The 19,437-nt window shown below is 51.3% G+C and carries 20 protein-coding genes; 18 read left to right on the top strand and 2 right to left on the bottom strand.

Features of this window, described 5'->3' with window-relative positions:
- Positions 1 to 3 precede the first annotated feature (3 nt).
- From PBA01S_RS11770 to PBA01S_RS11730, 9 genes are all read left to right on the top strand, one after another.
- On the top strand, positions 4 to 648 hold the full coding sequence (locus PBA01S_RS11770) for a redox-sensing transcriptional repressor Rex (RefSeq protein WP_016311843.1): 645 nt from the start codon (positions 4 to 6) through the stop codon (positions 646 to 648).
- Positions 645 to 1,943, top strand: coding sequence for an amidohydrolase (locus PBA01S_RS11765; RefSeq protein ID WP_085169231.1), 1,299 nt, complete (start codon positions 645 to 647; stop codon positions 1,941 to 1,943). Before PBA01S_RS11770 ends, PBA01S_RS11765 begins: the two co-directional genes overlap by 4 nt.
- Before the next feature lie 60 nt (positions 1,944 to 2,003).
- Positions 2,004 to 2,489: a cell wall elongation regulator TseB-like domain-containing protein gene (locus tag PBA01S_RS11760; protein ID WP_127576037.1), complete on the top strand. Its 486-nt coding sequence runs from the start codon at positions 2,004 to 2,006 to the stop codon at positions 2,487 to 2,489.
- 254 nt (positions 2,490 to 2,743) lie between these two features.
- The gene (locus PBA01S_RS11755; RefSeq protein ID WP_016311846.1) at positions 2,744 to 3,277 is read left to right on the top strand and encodes a hypothetical protein; all 534 of its coding nucleotides are present in this window, start codon (positions 2,744 to 2,746) and stop codon (positions 3,275 to 3,277) included.
- Positions 3,270 to 4,772, top strand: coding sequence for an AAA family ATPase (locus tag PBA01S_RS11750; protein ID WP_127576036.1), 1,503 nt, complete (start codon positions 3,270 to 3,272; stop codon positions 4,770 to 4,772). The genes PBA01S_RS11755 and PBA01S_RS11750 overlap by 8 nt, the downstream gene beginning before the upstream one ends.
- Positions 4,773 to 4,909: 137 nt before the next feature.
- The gene (locus tag PBA01S_RS11745; RefSeq protein ID WP_016311848.1) at positions 4,910 to 5,782 is read left to right on the top strand and encodes a 3-hydroxyacyl-CoA dehydrogenase family protein; all 873 of its coding nucleotides are present in this window, start codon (positions 4,910 to 4,912) and stop codon (positions 5,780 to 5,782) included.
- A complete protein-coding gene (locus PBA01S_RS11740) occupies positions 5,779 to 6,984 on the top strand; it encodes an acetate/propionate family kinase (RefSeq protein ID WP_028539154.1) in 1,206 nt (401 codons plus the stop codon). Before PBA01S_RS11745 ends, PBA01S_RS11740 begins: the two co-directional genes overlap by 4 nt.
- A gap of 63 nt (positions 6,985 to 7,047) precedes the next feature.
- On the top strand, positions 7,048 to 8,343 hold the full coding sequence (gene asnS, locus PBA01S_RS11735) for an asparagine--tRNA ligase (RefSeq protein WP_016311850.1): 1,296 nt from the start codon (positions 7,048 to 7,050) through the stop codon (positions 8,341 to 8,343).
- A 25-nt stretch (positions 8,344 to 8,368) separates the two neighbouring features.
- Complete coding sequence (locus PBA01S_RS11730; RefSeq protein WP_127576035.1) at positions 8,369 to 9,058, top strand: DnaD domain-containing protein; 690 nt, start codon at positions 8,369 to 8,371, stop codon at positions 9,056 to 9,058.
- 63 nt (positions 9,059 to 9,121) lie between these two features.
- Here PBA01S_RS11730 and PBA01S_RS11725 read toward each other — a convergent pair whose 3' ends face one another.
- Together PBA01S_RS11725 and PBA01S_RS11720 are read right to left on the bottom strand one after the other, a co-directional pair.
- Positions 9,122 to 9,490: a DUF423 domain-containing protein gene (locus tag PBA01S_RS11725; protein WP_028539153.1), complete on the bottom strand. Its 369-nt coding sequence runs from the start codon at positions 9,488 to 9,490 to the stop codon at positions 9,122 to 9,124.
- A 132-nt stretch (positions 9,491 to 9,622) separates the two neighbouring features.
- Positions 9,623 to 10,783: an asparaginase gene (locus PBA01S_RS11720; RefSeq protein ID WP_028539152.1), complete on the bottom strand. Its 1,161-nt coding sequence runs from the start codon at positions 10,781 to 10,783 to the stop codon at positions 9,623 to 9,625.
- Positions 10,784 to 11,212: 429 nt separating this feature from the next.
- Here PBA01S_RS11720 and PBA01S_RS11715 point away from each other — a divergent pair, with 429 nt between their 5' ends.
- From PBA01S_RS11715 to PBA01S_RS11675, 9 genes are all read left to right on the top strand, one after another.
- On the top strand, positions 11,213 to 11,677 hold the full coding sequence (locus PBA01S_RS11715) for an RNA polymerase sigma factor (protein WP_232228340.1): 465 nt from the start codon (positions 11,213 to 11,215) through the stop codon (positions 11,675 to 11,677).
- The gene (locus PBA01S_RS11710) at positions 11,674 to 12,114 is read left to right on the top strand and encodes a hypothetical protein (RefSeq protein ID WP_127576034.1); all 441 of its coding nucleotides are present in this window, start codon (positions 11,674 to 11,676) and stop codon (positions 12,112 to 12,114) included. The genes PBA01S_RS11715 and PBA01S_RS11710 overlap by 4 nt, the downstream gene beginning before the upstream one ends.
- Before the next feature lie 58 nt (positions 12,115 to 12,172).
- Positions 12,173 to 13,264, top strand: coding sequence for a hypothetical protein (locus PBA01S_RS11705; RefSeq protein ID WP_028539150.1), 1,092 nt, complete (start codon positions 12,173 to 12,175; stop codon positions 13,262 to 13,264).
- 116 nt (positions 13,265 to 13,380) lie between these two features.
- Positions 13,381 to 14,076: a response regulator transcription factor gene (locus PBA01S_RS11700; RefSeq protein WP_028539149.1), complete on the top strand. Its 696-nt coding sequence runs from the start codon at positions 13,381 to 13,383 to the stop codon at positions 14,074 to 14,076.
- Positions 14,077 to 14,080: 4 nt separating this feature from the next.
- The gene (locus tag PBA01S_RS11695; RefSeq protein WP_085279321.1) at positions 14,081 to 15,064 is read left to right on the top strand and encodes a sensor histidine kinase; all 984 of its coding nucleotides are present in this window, start codon (positions 14,081 to 14,083) and stop codon (positions 15,062 to 15,064) included.
- Positions 15,065 to 15,172: 108 nt separating this feature from the next.
- The gene (locus tag PBA01S_RS11690) at positions 15,173 to 15,943 is read left to right on the top strand and encodes an ABC transporter ATP-binding protein (RefSeq protein WP_085169216.1); all 771 of its coding nucleotides are present in this window, start codon (positions 15,173 to 15,175) and stop codon (positions 15,941 to 15,943) included.
- A complete protein-coding gene (locus tag PBA01S_RS11685) occupies positions 15,918 to 17,891 on the top strand; it encodes an ABC transporter permease (RefSeq protein ID WP_028539146.1) in 1,974 nt (657 codons plus the stop codon). Before PBA01S_RS11690 ends, PBA01S_RS11685 begins: the two co-directional genes overlap by 26 nt.
- A gap of 16 nt (positions 17,892 to 17,907) precedes the next feature.
- Entirely contained in the window at positions 17,908 to 18,543 is a 636-nt protein-coding gene (locus PBA01S_RS11680) for a DedA family protein (RefSeq protein ID WP_028539145.1), read from the top strand.
- A gap of 15 nt (positions 18,544 to 18,558) precedes the next feature.
- The gene (locus tag PBA01S_RS11675) at positions 18,559 to 19,407 is read left to right on the top strand and encodes an undecaprenyl-diphosphate phosphatase (protein ID WP_028539144.1); all 849 of its coding nucleotides are present in this window, start codon (positions 18,559 to 18,561) and stop codon (positions 19,405 to 19,407) included.
- The last annotated feature ends 30 nt before the right edge of the window (positions 19,408 to 19,437 follow it).

Raw genomic sequence — 19,437 nt, 5'->3', positions numbered from 1 at the left:
TGCATGAAGTCAGATAAAATTTCGGACGCTGTCGTCCGCAGACTGCCGGTTTACCTGCGTTTTTTAAATGAACTCAGCCGCCGTGAGGTGCCAACGGTGTCCTCCCAGGAGCTTGGACAGAAGCTGGATCTTAATCCGGCGCAAATCCGTAAGGATTTAGCTTATTTCGGCGATTTTGGCCGGAAGGGGATCGGCTACGATGTCGCTTATTTGATTGAGAAAATTCAACAAATTTTAAATCTGGACCAACAGATTAACGTCGCGCTGGTGGGCGCCGGGAATCTGGGCCAAGCCCTTTCGAATTATAATGCGTATTTGAAGGATAATATGAAGATTGTTGCGGTGTTCGACGCTTCGCCGGCGAAAATTGGTAAGCAGATCAACAACATTACGATTCAGCCGATCGAAGAGCTGGCGGAAACTGTTCGGGCGAAAAATATCCGCATTGGCATCATCACCGTACCGGATACAGAAGCCCAACGGGTGGCGGACGAGCTGGTGGCCGCCGGAATCGGTGCGATTCTGAACTTCGCGCCAACGATTCTGAAGGTTCCGCCGGAAGTTCGGATTCATGCGGCTGATTTCACCACAGATTTGCTGAGCTTGGCTTACTACTTGGAAAACGGAAAGGAAACAAGCAACGTATGAGTCGGAAATGGTTAATTAAGAACGGGACGTTTGCCGTTTTAGATGCGGATCGTCCTGTGGTTCACGGATATATGCTCGTTGAGGGCGATACGATCAGCTATATTGGGGAAGAGCGCCCGGAAGGCGTGGAAGGCGCCGAGACTTTGGACGGCAAAGGGTTGTTATTCTTGCCGGGCCTGATCAATACCCATGGCCATGCGGCGATGTCGCTGCTGCGCGGTTACGGAGATGACATGGTGCTGCAAACCTGGCTGCAGGAGAAAATGTGGCCAATGGAAGCCAAATTTACGGCAGCGGATGTGTATGCCGGTACGGCATTGTCCGTGTTGGAAATGCTCAAGGGCGGCACGACGACGTTCCTGGATATGTACGATCATATGGACGAAGTGGCCAAAGTCGTGGAGGAATCAGGCATTCGCGCCGTGCTGATGCGCGGGGCCATCGGTTTGTGCTCCCCGGAAGAGCAAGATCAGAAGCTCAAGGAAGCGATCGCGTTTGCGCAGAACTGGCACGGCAAGGCAGAAGGACGCATCACCACGATGATGTCACCGCATGCACCGTACACCTGCCCGCCGGCTTTCATCGAGAAATTTGTGCAAGCTGCCCATGATCTCGATTTGCCAATGCATACGCATATGTCGGAGACGCGCGCCGAGGTAGAGCAGAACGTGAACGATTACGGCGTCCGTCCGGTAGAGCATTTGTTGAAGCTGGGGATGTTCTCCCGCCCAACCCTGCTTGCCCATGCGGTGCATTTGACCGACGAGGAAATCGATATCTTGGCAGCCCACGGAGTTACAATTTCGCATAACCCGGGCAGTAACTTGAAGCTGGCTAGCGGTGTCGCCCGCGTACCTGAACTCTTGAAGAAAGGCGTAGTGGTATCGCTGGGGACCGACGGTCCGGCGAGCAACAATAACCTGGATATGCTGGAGGAGATTCGTTTGGCTGCGCTGATCCATAAAGGCGTATCCGGCGATCCAACGGCGGTTCCGGCACTGGAAGCCTTGAAGATGGGAACGGAATACGGTGCAAAATCAGTCTTCTTGCAAAATACAGGCAAGCTGGCTGCAGGCATGAAGGCAGATATTATCGCCTTGAACACGGAGCAAGCCCATTTCCTGCCGAGAACAGATTATATCTCCCATACCGTTTACTCCGCTGGGGCCAAGGACGTGGAGCATGTCTGGGTGAACGGCAAGCAGGTTGTCAAACACGGGGCTTGCTTGACGCTGGATGAGGAACGTATCCGCTACGAGGCGCAGGCGGCGTTTGAGGGACTGCTGGCACGATAATGAGCGGCGCGCGGTTTCCAGAAGGAGGCTGCTTGCATAGGAAGGGAAAGGAAGAGAAGCTTGAGGAAGCGAACGAAATGGATCCTGCTGTCCCTTGTGATCCTGTTGATCGTGCTCCTGGGTCTCCACCGGTTTTATCTATACATTCATGAGGATACGTGGGAAGCCGAAAGAGCCGCCATTCAGCAGGCAAAGCAAGAGACAGATCTCGTCCGGGGCGACAAAGTTTGGAAGTCGGTATGGGATGAAGTCATCTGGGTCGTACAAGGTGAAGATGCCTCCGGTCGTCAGATGATGGTCTGGCTGCGGGAAGGACATGATCCGGAGATACGCCTGCTGGCTGATGGTAAGTCCGAGAACCAAATGCGAGCGATCATCAAACAATCATTGCCAGGGATCCGAGTGGTTCGGCTGCTTCCAGGCATTTACAATAATCAACTGGTGTGGCAGCTGTTCTATAAGGAGAAGGACCACCATTACTACCGGTTTTTCAGTTTCACGACCGGCGAAGCTTTGCCGGAAGTGTTCACCCTGCCGAATCGTTGACGGGGAGTCTACGAATGAATCATATCTAACGGTTTCGTTGTTTAGGCGAAGAGCCTGAATGGCGGAACCGTTTTTTATGTTTGGCTTGAGAAATTGTAGCATTTCGGGTTAGAACTACTAGACTTTATTTTTAAATATATTCACACATTCCTTCGAATTTATATATACGATGTGATATACTGTTACTTGTAGTTTTGATATACGTGAATATATACAATATAGTAGATTATTTATATAGATAAGGGGGACATCTCGTGAAACTGCGTATTGGACCAATTGCTGCAAGCATTGCTATTTCCGCCCTTGTTTTATTTGGTGGATGGTTCTTATATCGGCAGTGGGCGATTGAGCGTCCGCTGGAGAATATTGTGAAGAGTGTAGATGGGGTTAATCATGTCGATATGAATGTGAAGGCGGATGAGCTGGAACTGAAGCTGAATTTGAAGCCCGGGACGGATTTGGGTGAATTGGTTCGGCACATCGAAAAGAACGGGGAGAAGCAAATCGGCAGCCGTACATTGAAGCTGAATATCGAGGATCATTCCTCGCCGGAGCTTGACCAGTTGTGGGAAAATGCGATGTTTACTGTCGCTCAGGCCATGGAAAATAAGCAATATACCCAAATTACGGCTGCGCTGAAACAGATGGAGCAGGAGAACAGCAAGCTGCAGGCTACGGCGGAAATGGATGAGAAAAACGTGTACATCACCTTAACAGACGGACAATACAGCAAATTTATTATTTTGCCGCGTACGCCGGAACGGATGGGGGTGTGGCCAAATGCGTAAATGGATCATTGAAGCTGCGCTTGGCTTTATACTTGTACTCATTGTCTTTTTGGCGGTCATTGGCGTGAACATCATTCCACTCGTTACAGCTATCGTGTTATTCGGTGCGGTATTTGCCATGCTCAAAATGCGCGGCGGCATTACGATTGGAGCCGCCCAGGAACGGAAACGCAAGAAGCGCGGACCCGCGAAGCTGACCTTCGAGCAGATTGGCGGTCAGGAGAGCGCCAAGCAGGAGCTTTGCGAAGCGCTGGATTTCATGGTGCGCCATGAGGAAATCAGCAAGTTTGGCATCCGGCCGATTAAAGGGATATTGCTGACCGGTCCTCCTGGAACCGGCAAAACTTTGCTTGCTAAAGCAGCGGCGCATTATACAAACGCGGTGTTTGTGGCCGCTTCCGGCAGTGAGTTTGTAGAAATGTATGTTGGCGTGGGGGCTAGCCGGATTCGTGATCTGTTTAAAGAAGCGAGAACCCGCGCGGCCAAGGAAAACAAGGAAAACGCGATTATTTTCATTGATGAAATCGAGGTCATCGGCGGTAAACGTGAAGGCGGACAGCAGCGGGAATACGATCAAACGCTCAACCAGTTGCTTACGGAAATGGACGGCATTTATACGTCCGACTCGCCGCGGATTTTGCTGATTGCTGCAACCAACCGCAAGGAGATGCTGGACAGTGCGCTGCTGCGGCCGGGCCGTTTTGACCGACATATACAAGTGGATTTGCCGGACAAGAAGGGACGCCGCCATATCCTCGAACTGCATGCCGCGAATAAACCGCTGCGGGAGGACGTCGACTTGGACAAAATCGCCGAGGAATCGTTCGGCTTCTCCGGCGCTCAGCTGGAAAGCGTAATGAATGAAGCGGCAATCTATGCGATGCGGGATGGCGTGGATCAAATCACCCAGGAACATCTGTCAGTCGCGATCGATAAAGTGCTGATGGGTGAGCAGACCGATCGTCAGGCAGCAGAGGAAGAGAAACGTCGCGTTGCTATCCACGAATTGGGCCATGCGATTGCTGCAGAGGTTGTTGCTCCGGGTAGCGTCAGTCAGGTTGCTCTAAGTCCGCGCGGAAGAGCGCTGGGTTATGTCCGGCACAATCCGCAGGACGAGAAGTACTTGTATACGAAATCGTACCTGGAAGGTCAAATCATGATCGCCTTGGCAGGGGCTGCCGCAGAAGAAATTTATTATGGCGGTCGCAGCACCGGATCAAGTAACGATTTCGAGCAGGCGTTAAAAATCGTGCATACGATGATGACGTCGGGGTTAACTGAGCTGGGGATCGTGAATATGGATATGGTGACAACTGAGGTGCTGATGAACGAAAATACTCGAATTTTGGAGGGTCTTGCGGCCAGAACGAAGCAGTTATTGGAACAGCATTCGGCAGTATTTGACAAATCCCTAGAAATTTTGTTAAAAGAAGAACGCCTTTCCGGCGAGCAATTTCGTTGTCAATTTCGTGACAGCGTCCATTTACCGGCATAAATCATGGTGCCGGTTATTTTTTTTTACTTTTTCTTCGTGCTAAGATATTATTATATGTTGGGTGTTAAAAGATGTATGTTTCGACATCTGGAAAACCATATTATGTACAGATGATGAAAGGATGGAGCGAGAGGACCATGAATTACAAACGAATTGGTGTCATCGGCGGCGGCACAATGGGTCAAGGCATCAGTGAAATGCTGGCTGCTAAAGGACTGGACGTGTTGCTCGTGGAGGAGACAGCCGATAAATTGGATCATGCCTATAACATGATCGAGACGAGTCTGGATAAACAACTTGAGAAATGGGCAATTACAAAAGCGGAGAAGAAACTGATCTTATCCCGTATTCATAAAGTTACACACTTTGCCGAACTCGGTACCTGCGATATGGTGATCGAGACCATTTCGGAAGATTTGGATGCAAAAAAAGAGGTATTTAAGCAACTGGACCAAGTTTGTCCAAGCAACATTATTTTAGCAAGTAATACCTCCACGCTGAGTTTGACCGAGATTGCCGGCGGAACGAAATATCCGGAGCGCGTCATCGGCATGCACTTTATTTATCCTGTTGCTAAAATCAACCTGGTAGAAATCATTCGCGGTCTGAAAACTTCGGATACGACGTTTGAAGAAACGAAGCGGTTTGTTGAAGAAGTCGTTGAGAAACGCGGCATCATGGTATATGAATCTCCGGGCTTTGTCACATCCCGGATTATTTGCGTTATGATCAATGAAGCGTTGCATGTATTGGGTGAAGGCGTTGCTTCTGCGGAAGAAATCGATGAAGCGATGCGCATGGGTTACCAATTCCAATACGGACCGCTGGAGATGGCCGACCGCTTTGGTCTGGATTCGGTGCTGGCCGCTTTGGAACGGATGTTCCGTGAATTTGGCGAGTTGAAATACCGTCCTTCTTTCGTGCTCAAGAAAATGGTCCGCGCCGGCAATTTGGGTGTTAAAACGGGCGAAGGATTCTTTAAATACGATAAGGACGGTGACCGGCTGTGAAAGTGTTAGTAATTAATGCAGGAAGCTCCTCTTTGAAATATCAGCTGTACGATATGACCGATGAAACCGTATTGGCTAAAGGTCTGGTTGAACGGATTGGCATGGATTCCTCGATCCTGACTCACAAACCGACGGGCAAAGAAGAAGTGACGGAAGTCAGCGAAATTCTGGAGCATACGACGGCGATCCGTAAAGTGCTTGAGAAATTGACCGACAAAGAGCATGGCGTTCTGTCCTCGGTTGACGAGATTCAAGCGGTAGGTCACCGCGTCGTGCATGGCGGCGAAACATTTAAAGGCTCCGCCCTCGTTACGCCGGAAGTGAAAGCTGAAATCCGCCGCTTGTTTGATCTGGCGCCGCTTCACAACCCGCCGGCAATCATGGGGATTAATGCGGCTGAAGCGAACATGCCAGGCGTTCCTAACGTAGTGGCTTTTGATACAGCCTTCCATCAAACAATGGAAGAGAAAGTGTATTTGTACCCGATTCCGAAGGTGCTGTATAAGAAGCATCGCATCCGCCGTTATGGCGCACACGGTACCTCGCACCAATATGTCAGCCGTGTAGCTGCGGAATTTTTGAACCGTCCGATTGAAGAACTGAAGATTATCACTTGCCACATCGGTAACGGGGCTAGCTTGACTGCGGTGAAAGGCGGAGTATCGGTGGATACTTCCATGGGTCTGACGCCTTTGGAAGGCTTGATGATGGGTACGCGCAGCGGTGACTTGGATCCAACGGTCGTTACCTTTGTCATGAATAAGGAAGAGCTGTCCATCAGCGAAGTGAACTCGATGCTGAACAAGCACAGCGGTCTGCTGGCGATTTCCGGAAGCAGCAGCGACATGCGGGATATTACCGATGGTTGGGAAGCTGGTAAACCGAATGAAACGCTCGCTTTTGAAATGTATGAATATCGCCTGCGTAAATACATCGGTGCATATGCTGCGGCCATGAACGGGGTTGACGTCATCGTCTTTACGGCTGGCGTGGGCGAGAACTCGGCGATCGTCCGTGAGAAAACCTGTGAAAACCTCAGCTACTTGGGCGTCGAACTGGACAAGGAACTGAACAAAGTTCGTTCTGGGGAACCGCGCCGGATCTCGACTCCGAACTCTAAGGTCGAAGTTTTGGTGATCCCGACCAACGAAGAGCTGATGATTGCTCGCGATACGTTGCAGATCGTGCAGGAATCGAAGTAAAATACGGCGAATTTAAACCTGTGGGTTTTTAAATATCGTTTTCGTTAGAGGAGAGATATAAGCATGGCGGTCAAAACTGTGATTCGTCAAGTGAATGAGCATGTCGGGGAACAGGTCGTCATCGGCAGTTGGCTCAATAACAAACGTTCCAGCGGTAAAATTCAATTTTTACAGCTTCGGGACGGGACCGGCTACATCCAAGCAGTTGTAGTGAAGAACGAGGTATCTGAGGAAACCTGGAACAAAGCCAAAAGCTTGACCCAAGAATCCTCGATGTACGTGACGGGCGTTATTCGCGAGGAGCCGCGAAGCAAGTCCGGTTATGAAATGACGGTTACCGACATCGAAATCATCCAATTGACCGAAAACTATCCGATTACGCCCAAAGAACACGGGGTTGATTTCTTGATGGACCATCGTCACCTGTGGCTTCGTTCCTCGAAGCAGCGGGCGATTATGGTCATTCGGGCTGAAATTATTCGCGCCGTGCAAGAGTTTTTCGATCAAAACGGGTTTACACTGGTGGATCCGCCAATCCTGACGCCAACCTCGGCGGAAGGAACGACGAACCTGTTCCATACGAAATATTTTGAGGAAGACGCTTATCTGACACAAAGCGGCCAGCTTTATATGGAAGCTGCTGCGATGGCGTTGGGGAAAGTGTACTCCTTCGGACCAACGTTCCGTGCTGAGAAATCCAAGACGCGCCGCCATTTGATCGAGTTCTGGATGATCGAGCCGGAAATGGCTTTCACCGATCATGAGGAAAGCTTGAAGGTGCAAGAGAATTTCATCACGCATGTGGTGCAATCGGTATTGAAAAATTGCCGAGCCGAGCTGGAAGCTGTAGGCCGCGACGTGTCCAAGCTGGAAGGCATCCAAGCGCCGTTCCCGCGGATCACGTATGATGAGGCGATTGAATACCTGCATACGCAAGGTTTTGATATTCCTTGGGGCGAAGACTTCGGAGCACCGCACGAAACGGCGATTGCCGAACGTTACGACAAGCCGGTGTTTATCACCCATTATCCAGCGGGAATCAAGGCGTTCTATATGAAGCCGGATCCGAATCGTCCAGAGGTCGTACTCTGCGCCGATATGATTGCTCCGGAAGGCTACGGGGAAATTATCGGCGGTTCGCAACGGATTGACGATCCGGAACTGATGGAGGAACGCTTCAAGGAGCATAACCTGTCGCCGGAAACGTACCAATGGTACCTGGATCTGCGAAAATACGGCTCGGTTCCTCACTCCGGCTTCGGCCTCGGATTGGAACGGACTGTTGCTTGGATTTGCGGTCTGGATCACGTACGCGAGACGATTCCGTTCCCGCGGATGCTGTACCGGTTGTATCCATAAGGCTACTGAAAGGTGAGCTTAATCTATGGCCATGAATGAAGGCAACAACGCTTGGGCGAAGGGCATGGCTCTCGGGATGGAGGCGGGGATGGTGAACATCCCTTACCCGCTGCTTGCCCATTACCGGAAGCTCCGTTTAAGCGATACAGAAGCGATGTTGCTGATCCAGTTACTGGCTTTCCAGCAAATCGAGCGTAACGATTTCCCGTCGATTGAGCAGCTGGAATCACGGATGGACATGGCACCCGGAACGCTTGCCCCGGTCATTCGCGGTTTATTGAAGGAAGGCTGGATCAGCATCGACGAGACGGTTGATGAAGCAACCGGCATCCATTCGGAGCATTATAATTTGCATGGTATGTACAAGCGGCTGGGCGAGTGGCTGGCTGCGCAGCCATCGGCCGCGTTCGGCCGCAAACCGGAAGATTCTGCTCCTGAAGTTCGTGAGGAGCCGGAACGGAACTTATTTGTTATCTTTGAAAAAGAATTTGCCCGTCCGCTTTCGCCGATGGAATGCGAGACGATCTCCAGCTGGGTGGACCAAGACCGTTATCCAGAAGAGCTGATCCGATTGGCGCTGAAGGAAGCGGTATTTGCCGGAAAGGTCCATTTCCGGTACATTGACCGGATCTTGCTGGAATGGAGCCGCAACCGCGTGCGTACAGCGGAGGACGTCAAAGCTTATACGCAACGCTTCCGCAGCGGGATGCGATAAGTCAATAAAATAAAAAGAGTGCCTCTCAATGGAAGAGGCACTCTTTTTTGTGTAAGATCGTACTTAGCCTTGGATCACCGCAATCACAAAGATCACCCAACCCGCGAGGAAACTGACGCCGCCTAACGGCGTAATGGCGCCTAGTTTGCGGATGCCGGTCAAGCTCAAGGCATACAGGCTGCCGGAGAATAGAATGATACCGGCAAGCAGGAACCAGCCGGCGAGGACGATGAGCGATTCGCTCTCGAGTTGTGCTGAGGTAAGACCCAGCAGAAGGAGTCCGATTCCGTGGGCAATATGGTATTGGATGCCCGTTTGATACGTTTTTTGCCGATCTTCGGTTAAGCGGTCTTTGAGGGCGTGCGCGCCGAAGGCGCCGAGCCCAACCGCAAGAAACATCAGAATTCCACCCAAAGTAAGCAGTAAGGTCATGCTAGATGAACACCTCCCTCCAAATCTTACCGATTCCCCATGGGCTCGTCAATCCAAGTAAAAAAAGCAGCGCGTTCGTTAAGAACCGCGCTGCCAAATATTTGAATGGGGAGGTAGAGTTATTCAATTTCCTTACTTTGCCGGGAGCTCAATTTGGCCATACCCGACGGTCGTAAACCAGTTCTTCACGGTATCGAAGTCCTTCGAGAAGGACAAGCAGAGCAGCAAGAGAATGCGAGCATGGGCGGCGTTCAGGTTGTCACCGGCGATAATCCCTTCACCGCTGGAATAGTTGCTGCCTGATCCGGTCCGGGTCGTTGTGACGAACACAACGCCTTTCTCGATGGCGGCTTTACGCTCTTCGGTCATTGCCTTGGAGATCCCGCCTGCTCCGGTGCCAGCCGTAACGATGCCTTTGGCTCCGTTGGCGACAAATCCGCTGATTGCACCAGCACCGGCATCTTGATAGGAGTAGGCGATTTCGACCTTCGCCAAGTCCTTTTTGCTGATTTTGCTCAGATCAAACGGTGTTGCCCAATCTGCAGCCGATTTTAGAGCACGGAACGGTGCGCGGTAAACGCGGATCGTTTTTTCGTCGATATAACCAAGTGCTCCAATTTCCGGCGTTACGAACGTATCGGTCCGATAGGAGTTCGTTTTCGTAACCTCACGGGCGGCATGGAACTCGTCGTTCAGCATGACGACGGTGCCGAAATATTTCGTCTTTCCGCTCGCCGCCAACTTAATAGCGTTATAAAGGTTAGCTGGCGCATCCGTCCCGATGACCGTCCAAGGTCGCATGGAACCTGTAACAACGACCGGTTTGGGGCTGCGCACGGTCAAATCCAGGAAGTAGGCGATTTCTTCCATCGTATCCGTACCGGTTGTTACCACAACCCCGTCTTGGGTTTTGAGGGCTTCGTCAACTTTCAAGGAAAGATCGTATAATTGCTCAATCGTATAGGCGCTGGAGCCAGAGTTGCCGAATTGATATGTAGAGACATCGGCGATTTGGTCTTTATTGGGGAGGGAGGCTACGAGATCGGCAATTGGCAGCGAGCCGGCTCGATAGGTTTGGAAGCTCGTTTCATCCGTGGATTGCCCGGCAAGTGTGCCGCCGGTGGCGATGACCTGCACTTTCGGCAGTTTCTTGACAACTTCGGTCGCGGTAACGGTACCTGTCACCGTTTCGGCTGCAGAAGCTGGCGCGAGATATAAATTGGGGAGCAGTGCAGTCACGGCGAGGCCGGTAACTAATAAGGTCTTTAAACTTCGGGATGTCCACTTCTTCATTCCATCAACCTCCAAGATGTTATTAAGTTAACGTTATGTAATAAAAACTGCCACAACGGTTGTTAACTTGAGAGAAATTATAGTTTGATGTCATGTATATTGACAAACAGGTTAAATGGCGAATAAAGCGCTTAAACCTTTAGTTATCAAGCTATAACGATTTGTAGAACGATTTTTAAGTCAGTTTTAAAATATTTAAATAGTTGAATTTAATGTAAACATTTATGACATAAACAATTTTTTGGGTAGTTTTGTAGCACTTTTGCGGGTTCAAACGTTTTTTCAATTAGTATGCAGGGGCAGGGCGGACAACCGTCGTCAATATGATGGGAGGAGGGGAGAGTTATTGATGAAAGATCGTTTGTTCTAAGATTTCAGAAGGGAGATCACAGCGTCTTTCCTTGGTTGATCCAGGAATATGGGACCTATGTGTATCGAGTAGCCTACTCGGTGCTGCATGATGCCAAGGAAGCGGAGGATGCTGCCCAGGAAACCTTCCTGCAAATCTATAAATCTCTCCCGGAGTATCGCTCACAAGGTCTTAAAACCTGGTTGACCCGGATCGCCGTTAACAAGTCGATTGACATCAAGCGGAAGCGGGACCGGCGCAAGGAAGAGCATTGGGACCCGGCGGATCTGGACCTGCACGCAACGGATTCGGATGAAGGTAATCTGTTTGGTTTACTCCATGCTGAGCGGACTGTGGAGGTCCGTCGAAGAATTGCCGCGCTTCCGGCGGGGCATCGTCAGATCGTTACGAAATTTTATCTGGAAGGCAAAAGTCATGATCAAATCGCCGCAGAGTTAGGTGTAGCGGTGAAAACAATAGAATCGAAGCTATACCGGGCGAGGGCTTATATTCGTGAGCACTGGTCAAGGGAGGAATGGGGATGAGCCAACATAAGCCAGAGGATTTAGCGCTATGGCGCAGTTATATTAGCGGCGAACTGGATGCGAACACGGAGTCACGCTTGGAAGCCTTACTGCAAGGGGATGAGGCGGCCTTTGCTGGTTATGCGGCTGTACTATCCTCCGTGGAACGCGAGCTTCCGGGACCGATAGATGAGGCAGCCTATCGGCAATCGATCATAGAGAAGCTTCCGCGTGCTAGGGAGACGAAGGCGCGAACCGGCAGCCGCAGAGCCTGGAGTCGTCATCCGCTGCTGCACTATGTAATCGCGGCAACTTTGACCGCATTGCTGCTGGGAAGCGGTGTTTTTGATCATATCGCGTTAAAAAGCAATCAACTGATCCAACGTCCGAACTCATCCTCTCTGAGCGAGCGGATGATGAAGGCAACAACCAGCTGGCTTGACAGCTGGCAACGATAACAAATTCATTTTCTATAGGAATGGTATGAAGCGATGATAGAGGAAAGGAAGAAAGCATATGCCGTATGAGCGAAATCGACTGTTAGCTTTACTGTTAAATTTTATCCCTGGTCTGGGACATCTCTATTGGGGCAAAAAAGGAAGAGGGATCACCTATCCGATCCTGTTTTTTGGCGGAATTTTGTTTGGATTGGTTGTAGCAATGGCTGCGGACAGCGGGGAGATGGCCATGTTCACCTTGGTCGCGTCCATTATTCTCTGGTTGATCTCGATGTTTGACCTGTTGATCACGATGCTTCGCGAATCGCCGGAGGAACGGGCTTACCGGGAGCATGTTCGTCAGATGACCGGCGAAGGAAGAGAGTCGGAGAAATTCTTTACCATCTTGCTGTCGTTTGTACCCGGTCTGGGTCATTTTCAACTTGGACTTATGCAGCGCGGGCTTTCGTTTTTGATCGCCTTTTTTGGCTTGATCACGATGATGTTTTTTGTATCTGGCCTTACACATGATTCCGTGTTTCTGCTGTTCCTTGGTCTGCTGCCGATCATTTGGCTGTACAGCATGTTCGATGCGGTGCAGCTCGTGCACCGGAAATTAGCGGGCGAGCCGTTGGTTGACCGAACCCCCTTTGACGACTGGGAAGCCGGAAGAATAGAAGGTCGGCGCAGCAAAGTGCTGGCGACATTGTTATCCGCATTTCCCGGGGCAGGTCAAATGTACCTCGGGTTGCAGAAACGCGGCCTGCAAATGATGGTCCTGTTCCTGGGCAGCTTCTATATCATTGATGTGTTTCGGTTATCGGTGTTTTTGTTCATCCTCCCGATCATCTGGTTTTATTGTTTCTTCGACGGCCTGCAGCAGACGAGCCGCTACGGAATTTTACCTATGGAGGATCAACCGCTGCTGGAAACCCGCGGTGAATACCAGCATTGGCTGGGCATTGCGTTGATTCTGCTAGGAATTTATTTCGTGGGGATGGAACTGATCATTCCAGTACTAGATGCTAATTTCCCCGAGCTTCATATCTACTATCGAATTGAAAAATACCTCCGTCCGACGATCGTCGCCGTCTTGCTGATCGGCGGGGGAATCAAGCTGCTTGCCCGGCCGAAACGGCGGGATGTGTTCTGGAGCGACGAGGAAATCTAACACATTGATGCGGTTAAGAGAGGTGACAGCTTCACGGCTAAGCCTCTCTATTTTATTTCTGGGGGGATTATTTGCTACAATGCAGGGAGTGGGATTGCTAGAAAAGGAGAAACACGATGTTCAAAATCTTTATTGTGGAAGATGACAAGCCGCTTGTGGAGCTGCTGGAGCAATATTTACAACGGTTTGGCTACGAAACGTTGGCGGCCTCGGACTTCAGTGAAGTGAAAACCGAGTTTGAGCGCTACGCTCCGCATCTTGTGCTGCTGGACGTCAACCTGCCGAAATACGACGGCTACTATTGGTGTCGCCAGATCCGCAACTTATCGACCTGTCCAATCGTGTTCTTGTCGGCGCGTGAAGGAAAGATGGATCAGGTGATGGCCTTGGAAAATGGAGCTGACGATTATATCACCAAACCGTTTGATTACGATATCGTGATTGCCAAAATCAAAAGCCAGCTGCGCCGCGCCTATGGAACTTATGCCGGGAGTGGAGATGACCGTACGGTAACGGTCGCCGGGCTGCGGTTGGACCGGGACCGCCTGTCCCTCAGCTTGCGGGATCAACGAATTGAGCTGAGCTTAACCGAGGTTAAAATTTTGGACGAGTTGATGAGTAAAATCGAGCAGGTGGTCAGCCGGGACCGACTGCTGGAGAAGATTTGGGATGACCAGGCGTTTGTCGACGATAATACGCTTAACGTTTACGTGACTCGGGTGCGAAAGAAGCTGTCCGCTCTCGGGATTGATAATGCGCTGCAAACTGTTCGAGGTCAAGGTTATCGGCTCGTGCCTCTTTGGGGGGAGTGAGCCCATGCGTTTATTTTGGCGGGATCAACGTCCGTATATTATCGTGTATTTGCTGCAACTCGCTGTATTGACTTTGGTGTACTGGCTTGACGGTTACCGCCATGCGGCGATCAGTGTATACGGGGCGCTCCTGAGCACGTGCATCTTGGCTATCTTTCTCATCGTCCGTTATTGGACCAACCGCTCGTTCTACCGCTTGCTGGAGCAGATGCCCGATTCGCTGCGCTCCTTTGCCGAAATGAAGCCGGGCTCGCCGCTGGCCGACTCCCTGCAGCGCTTCTTGAAGGCGCAATATCGTCTGTACTTGCAGGAAATCGGCGAGCAGCAGAGCAAGATCGAGGGGCATCGCCATTTTATCAATCAATGGGTGCATCAAATGAAAACGCCGTTGTCCGTCATCCATCTGATGGTGCAGCATGAAGATGACACTCAGTCTGTGGCAATTGCCGATGAGCTGGATCGGTTGCGCAAAGGATTGGAAATGGTGCTTTATACAGCTCGGTTGGATACGTTTGAGCATGATTTTGTGGCCGAAACACTCGATTTGGCGGTCTTGGTACGTTCCGTGACGTCAGCCCAGAAAAGATTGTTCATCCGGCGTAAGGTTTATCCCATGATCGAAATTCCTGAGGGACTTCAGGTTACTACGGATGAGAAATGGCTGTCATTCGTGCTGACGCAGCTGATCACTAATGCTGTGAAATATACCGTGAAGGAACGGGCGAATCTGTATTTCCACGGCTTTGTACGCGGACGTGAGACGGTGCTGGAGATTGAGGATGAAGGCATAGGGATTCCAGCCAGTGATCTGCCGCGGGTATTCGACGCTTATTTTACGGGAGACAACGGTCGGAGCTTTCCGGAATCCACCGGGATGGGGTTGTACTTAGCGAAGGAAATCTGTACGAAGCTAGGGCATCGTCTGGAGCTGGAATCGCAGTACGGTGCAGGGACGACCGTGCGGATTATCTTTCAACCGAACCCGTAAAGCTTACAAGGGAGTAAGGTAACTGTAAGGTTAAGCGATGGAGCGCAGGCTGACAGCTTTCCTATAATCGAGATAGATGGACTGAATAAGAAGGAGCGCTAGATCAGCATGGCGGTATTGGAAGTATCGGCGTTAACGAAAATCTATGAAGGGAAAATTGCGACCAAAGCCTTGGATGGTGTAAGTTTCCGAATCCAGGAAGGAGAGTTCGTTGGCATCATGGGGCCGTCCGGCAGCGGCAAAACAACGCTGCTTAATGTTATCGCCACCATCGACGAACCCACTTCGGGGACGGTTACTTTGCAGGGGCAGGACCCGCAACGGATGAATCGGGAGCAGACGGCGTTGTTCCGGAGGCGGGAGCTGGGGTTTATTTTTCAGCATTTCAACCTGCTGGACACGCTGACGGTGGAGGAGAACATCGTATTGCCCTTAACGTTGGATGGGGTTTCTGTCCCGGTCATGAAAGCCAAGGCGCTAGAGATGGCGCGGCGACTTGGGATCGAGGGAATCCTGTCCAAATATGCTTATGAACTGTCGGGCGGGCAAATGCAGCGGACAGCGATTGCCCGCGCGATGATCCATCAGCCTTCGCTGATCTTGGCCGATGAGCCGACAGGCAACCTGGACTCGAAGGCTTCCCGAGATGTGATGGAGGCGTTCGCTGCCATGAATGAATCGCATCGGGCGACGATTCTGATGGTCACACATGATGCGCTGGCGGCGAGTTATTGCCATCGGGTCATTTTCATCAAAGATGGGAAGCTGTACAACGAAATGTATCGCGGGGACAATCGGCAGGCCTTCTTCCAGAAAATCATCGACATGATGTCGCTGCTGGGAGGGGACAGTCATGACCTTTCGTCAATTCGCCTATAACAATGTCCTGCGGAACAAACGAACGTACGCTGCTTATTTTCTGAGTAGCGCGTTTTCGGTAATGATCTTTTTCGTCTGCGCTTTGTTTCTGTTTCATCCCGGCCTTCAGCAAGAAGTGATGTATCGTTCAGCTGTGTTAGTGCTCTGGTCCGCCGAAGTGATCATGTACGTGTTTGTATTCTTCTTCGTGATTTACTCCGTGGGGTCATTTCTACGCTCGCGCAAGCGCGAGTTTGGGATCTTGCTGCTGCACGGCATGACCGAGAAGCAATTGCGCAACCTCGTCTTCCTGGAGCATCTATTGATTGGTGCAGGGGCGCTGGTGTGTGGAATTGGCGGGGGACTTCTGCTGGCCAAGCTGTTTCTGATGGCAGGCTCCAATCTGCTCGGTGTTCCACAGCTATCCTTTCATGTGCCTTGGCAAGGTTTGTTGCTGACATTAGGGGCGTTCTCGCTGTTGTTTCTGATCATTTCGCTTTGTACGACCATGCTGCTGGGTTCGCACCGGTTGATTGAGTTGTTCCAGGCCGAGATGAAGCCCGCCTCTCCGCCGCAGGCTTCCCTGATTTTATCGTTGCTGGGGGCAGGGTTGCTTGGTATCAGCTATGGGCTGGCGGCTACAGCTACGGCGTCCAACGTGCTGACCCGTATGCTGCCGGTGACAGCGATGACGATAGCGGGTACGTATTTCTTCTACACGCAGCTAAGTGTGTTTCTGATTCAACGGATCAAACGGCAACTCGATTATTATTGGAATAAAACAAACTTGATTACCGTATCCAGTCTCGCTTACCGAATGAAAGAGAATGCCCGGATGTTCTTTCTTGTGACGATCATTTCGACAGTCACGTTCTGTGCGGTAGGCGCCTTCGCCTCGGTCAATCGGCTCGCGGATCAATTTGAACAGGATTATCCGGTGGACATCGCCTATGTGGCCAAAGGAGATAGCGAAGCAGAGGATGAGCATCTGGAGGCGATTCGAAGTGAGCTTGGGTCACGCGGAATTGCGTACCGTACACTAAGCCTGCCTATCATTCTCGCGGAAGTGGTATCTTCAAGCTCTTCCAACACGCTGGATCGGCTGCCGCTGATCTCGTTCACGGATTATAAACGGTTGCTGGAGGCGGCGGGGATCGCAGTGTCCGAGAGTTCGCCGAAAGACGGAGAGGCGCTACTGCTGCTTGGTTCGGAGCGGGAGAGACCGCAACTCCTGCAGCGCAAGCCGGTCTCCTACACCTTTGCGGGTGCACCGGAGCTTACGGTCCACGAGATCGGCATTAGTCAGCATGTCGCCCTGCCCGAGAATCTAACACCTACGACTGGCGATGATCGGGAGGGTTCGTTTTCCGGGCTGGTGGTCAGCGATCCCTTGCTGGAGCGGCTTAAGGCGGCTTCGGCAGAGGAGGGCGAAGGGTTGGGGATGGACCGGTTTACCGGGTTTTACGTGGATGCTCTGGAATCTACCCGCGGCCTGGCGGCGGAGCTGACCGACAACGGGAGAGTCAGCTACGAGTCGGACCGGCCTTACGCCATGACCGTCAGCGGCACCTTGGCGGAAGTGCAGCGCACAACGTACCGAGCCTTGCTGTTTTTCGCTTTACTGGTGGGCACTGTCTTTTTTATCGCAGCGGGGAGCTTTCTGTATTTTCGGTTGTACAGTGATTTGGCATATGATCGGCGGCAGTATGGGGCGTTGTCGAAGCTGGGCCTCACGGATAAAGAACTTGCGCGAATCATTACTCGCCAGGTTGGGGTGTTGTTCTTCGTGCCGATCGCGCTGGCCATCGTCCATAGCCTGTTTGCGTTTAAGGCCATGCAAAGCTTGTTTAACTTTTCGGTCGCTTGGCAAACCGTGTTGATCTTGGCTAGCTTTTTGCTGGTGCAAGTCGTTTACTTCTTCTTTATTCAGGCCCGTTACTTACGCAACGTCAAAAAAGCGATTCGCTAAATACGGGAGGTACAACGTGGAGAACTGGATTACAGACTTTATGGAGAGGTTTGGCTATTTTGGCGTCTTCCTGCTGATTGCCTTGGAAAACGTATTTCCCCCGATTCCGTCGGAAGTAATCTTAACCTTTGGTGGCTTTATGACCACCTATACGAGCTTAACACCGTCAGGGGTGATCGTCTTCTCGACGCTTGGTTCGGTGTTTGGCGCCGTGATCTTGTATGGGATCGGGTATTTGGTGAACGTTGACCGATTGGAAGGGTGGATCGATCGTTACGGTCGGTTCCTGCGCCTGAAAAAAGAAGATGTCCGCCGCGCGGATGCCTGGTTTGATCGATATGGCTATTGGACGGTACTGTTCTGCCGGATGGTTCCGCTGATTCGCAGCTTGATCTCGATTCCGGCCGGCATGTCGAAAATGAAATTTGGCCTGTTCCTGCTGTTTACCACGATCGGGACGCTGATTTGGAACGTGGCGCTCGTCTTGCTTGGAGCGGCGGTAGGAGGTTCCTGGGCAGAGATCGTCGCCTTTATGGACGTGTATTCTAACATCGCCTATGCTATGATCGCTTTAGGAGTATTGTTGGTGGGCTTCCTCTGGCTGCGTCGGAGAAAGAAGGAGCTTCGCGACAACATCAAAACAGAGAGATAAGGAGAAACCTACGAAATGAACTTGTTGGAACTCATGAAAGCTATTATTCTTGGCCTGGTGGAGGGACTTACGGAGTTTGCGCCGGTGTCCTCCACGGGACATATGATCATTGTGGATGATATGTGGCTGAAAACCGAGGAGCTGCTCGGTTCAAAGTATGTGGCGAACACGTTTAAAGTCGTGATCCAACTCGGCTCGATTTTGGCGGTCTTGGTCGTGTTCCGCAACCGATTTATCGATTTGCTGGGGCTGTCGCGCTGGATGCCGAAGGCCAAAGGGGAAGCGGCCAGACAGAGCGGACCGCGGTTGAAGCTGATGCAGGTGATCGTAGGGTTGATTCCTGCCGGGATTCTTGGTGTGTTATTTGAGGATTTTATTGATGAGCATCTATTCTCCACCGCAACCGTGTTAATTGGCCTGGTGATCGGAGCGCTGCTGATGATCGCTGCCGACCGGTTTGCGCCCAAGCGCGCAAGTGTGGATACTGTTGACCAAATTACGTACAAGCAGGCGCTCGGCATTGGGTTGTTCCAATGTCTGTCGATCTGGCCGGGCTTCTCCCGTTCGGGTTCGACGATTTCCGGCGGGGTGCTGCTAGGTTTGAGCCACCGGGCCGCGGCTGACTTCACCTTTATCATGGCCGTTCCGATCATGGCTGGGGCCAGCTTGATCTCCCTGATGAAGAACCTGGAATATTTCACGATCGATGCACTGCCGTTCTTTATTGTTGGATTTATCAGTGCTTTCGTGTTTGCATTGTTGGCGATCCGATTCTTCTTGAAGCTAATCGACCGCATCAAGCTGGTGCCGTTTGCGGTATATCGCATTTTGCTGGCGCTTGTGATCTGGGTGGTTTATTTCTAAATCATTGATGGAACAAAGAAGAGATGCTGC

Source organism: Paenibacillus barengoltzii NBRC 101215 (assembly GCF_004000745.1).
GTDB lineage: Bacteria > Bacillota > Bacilli > Paenibacillales > Paenibacillaceae > Fontibacillus > Fontibacillus barengoltzii.
The sequence above is the reverse complement of the archived record's forward strand: the minus strand, read 5'-3'. Positions and strand labels throughout refer to the sequence as shown.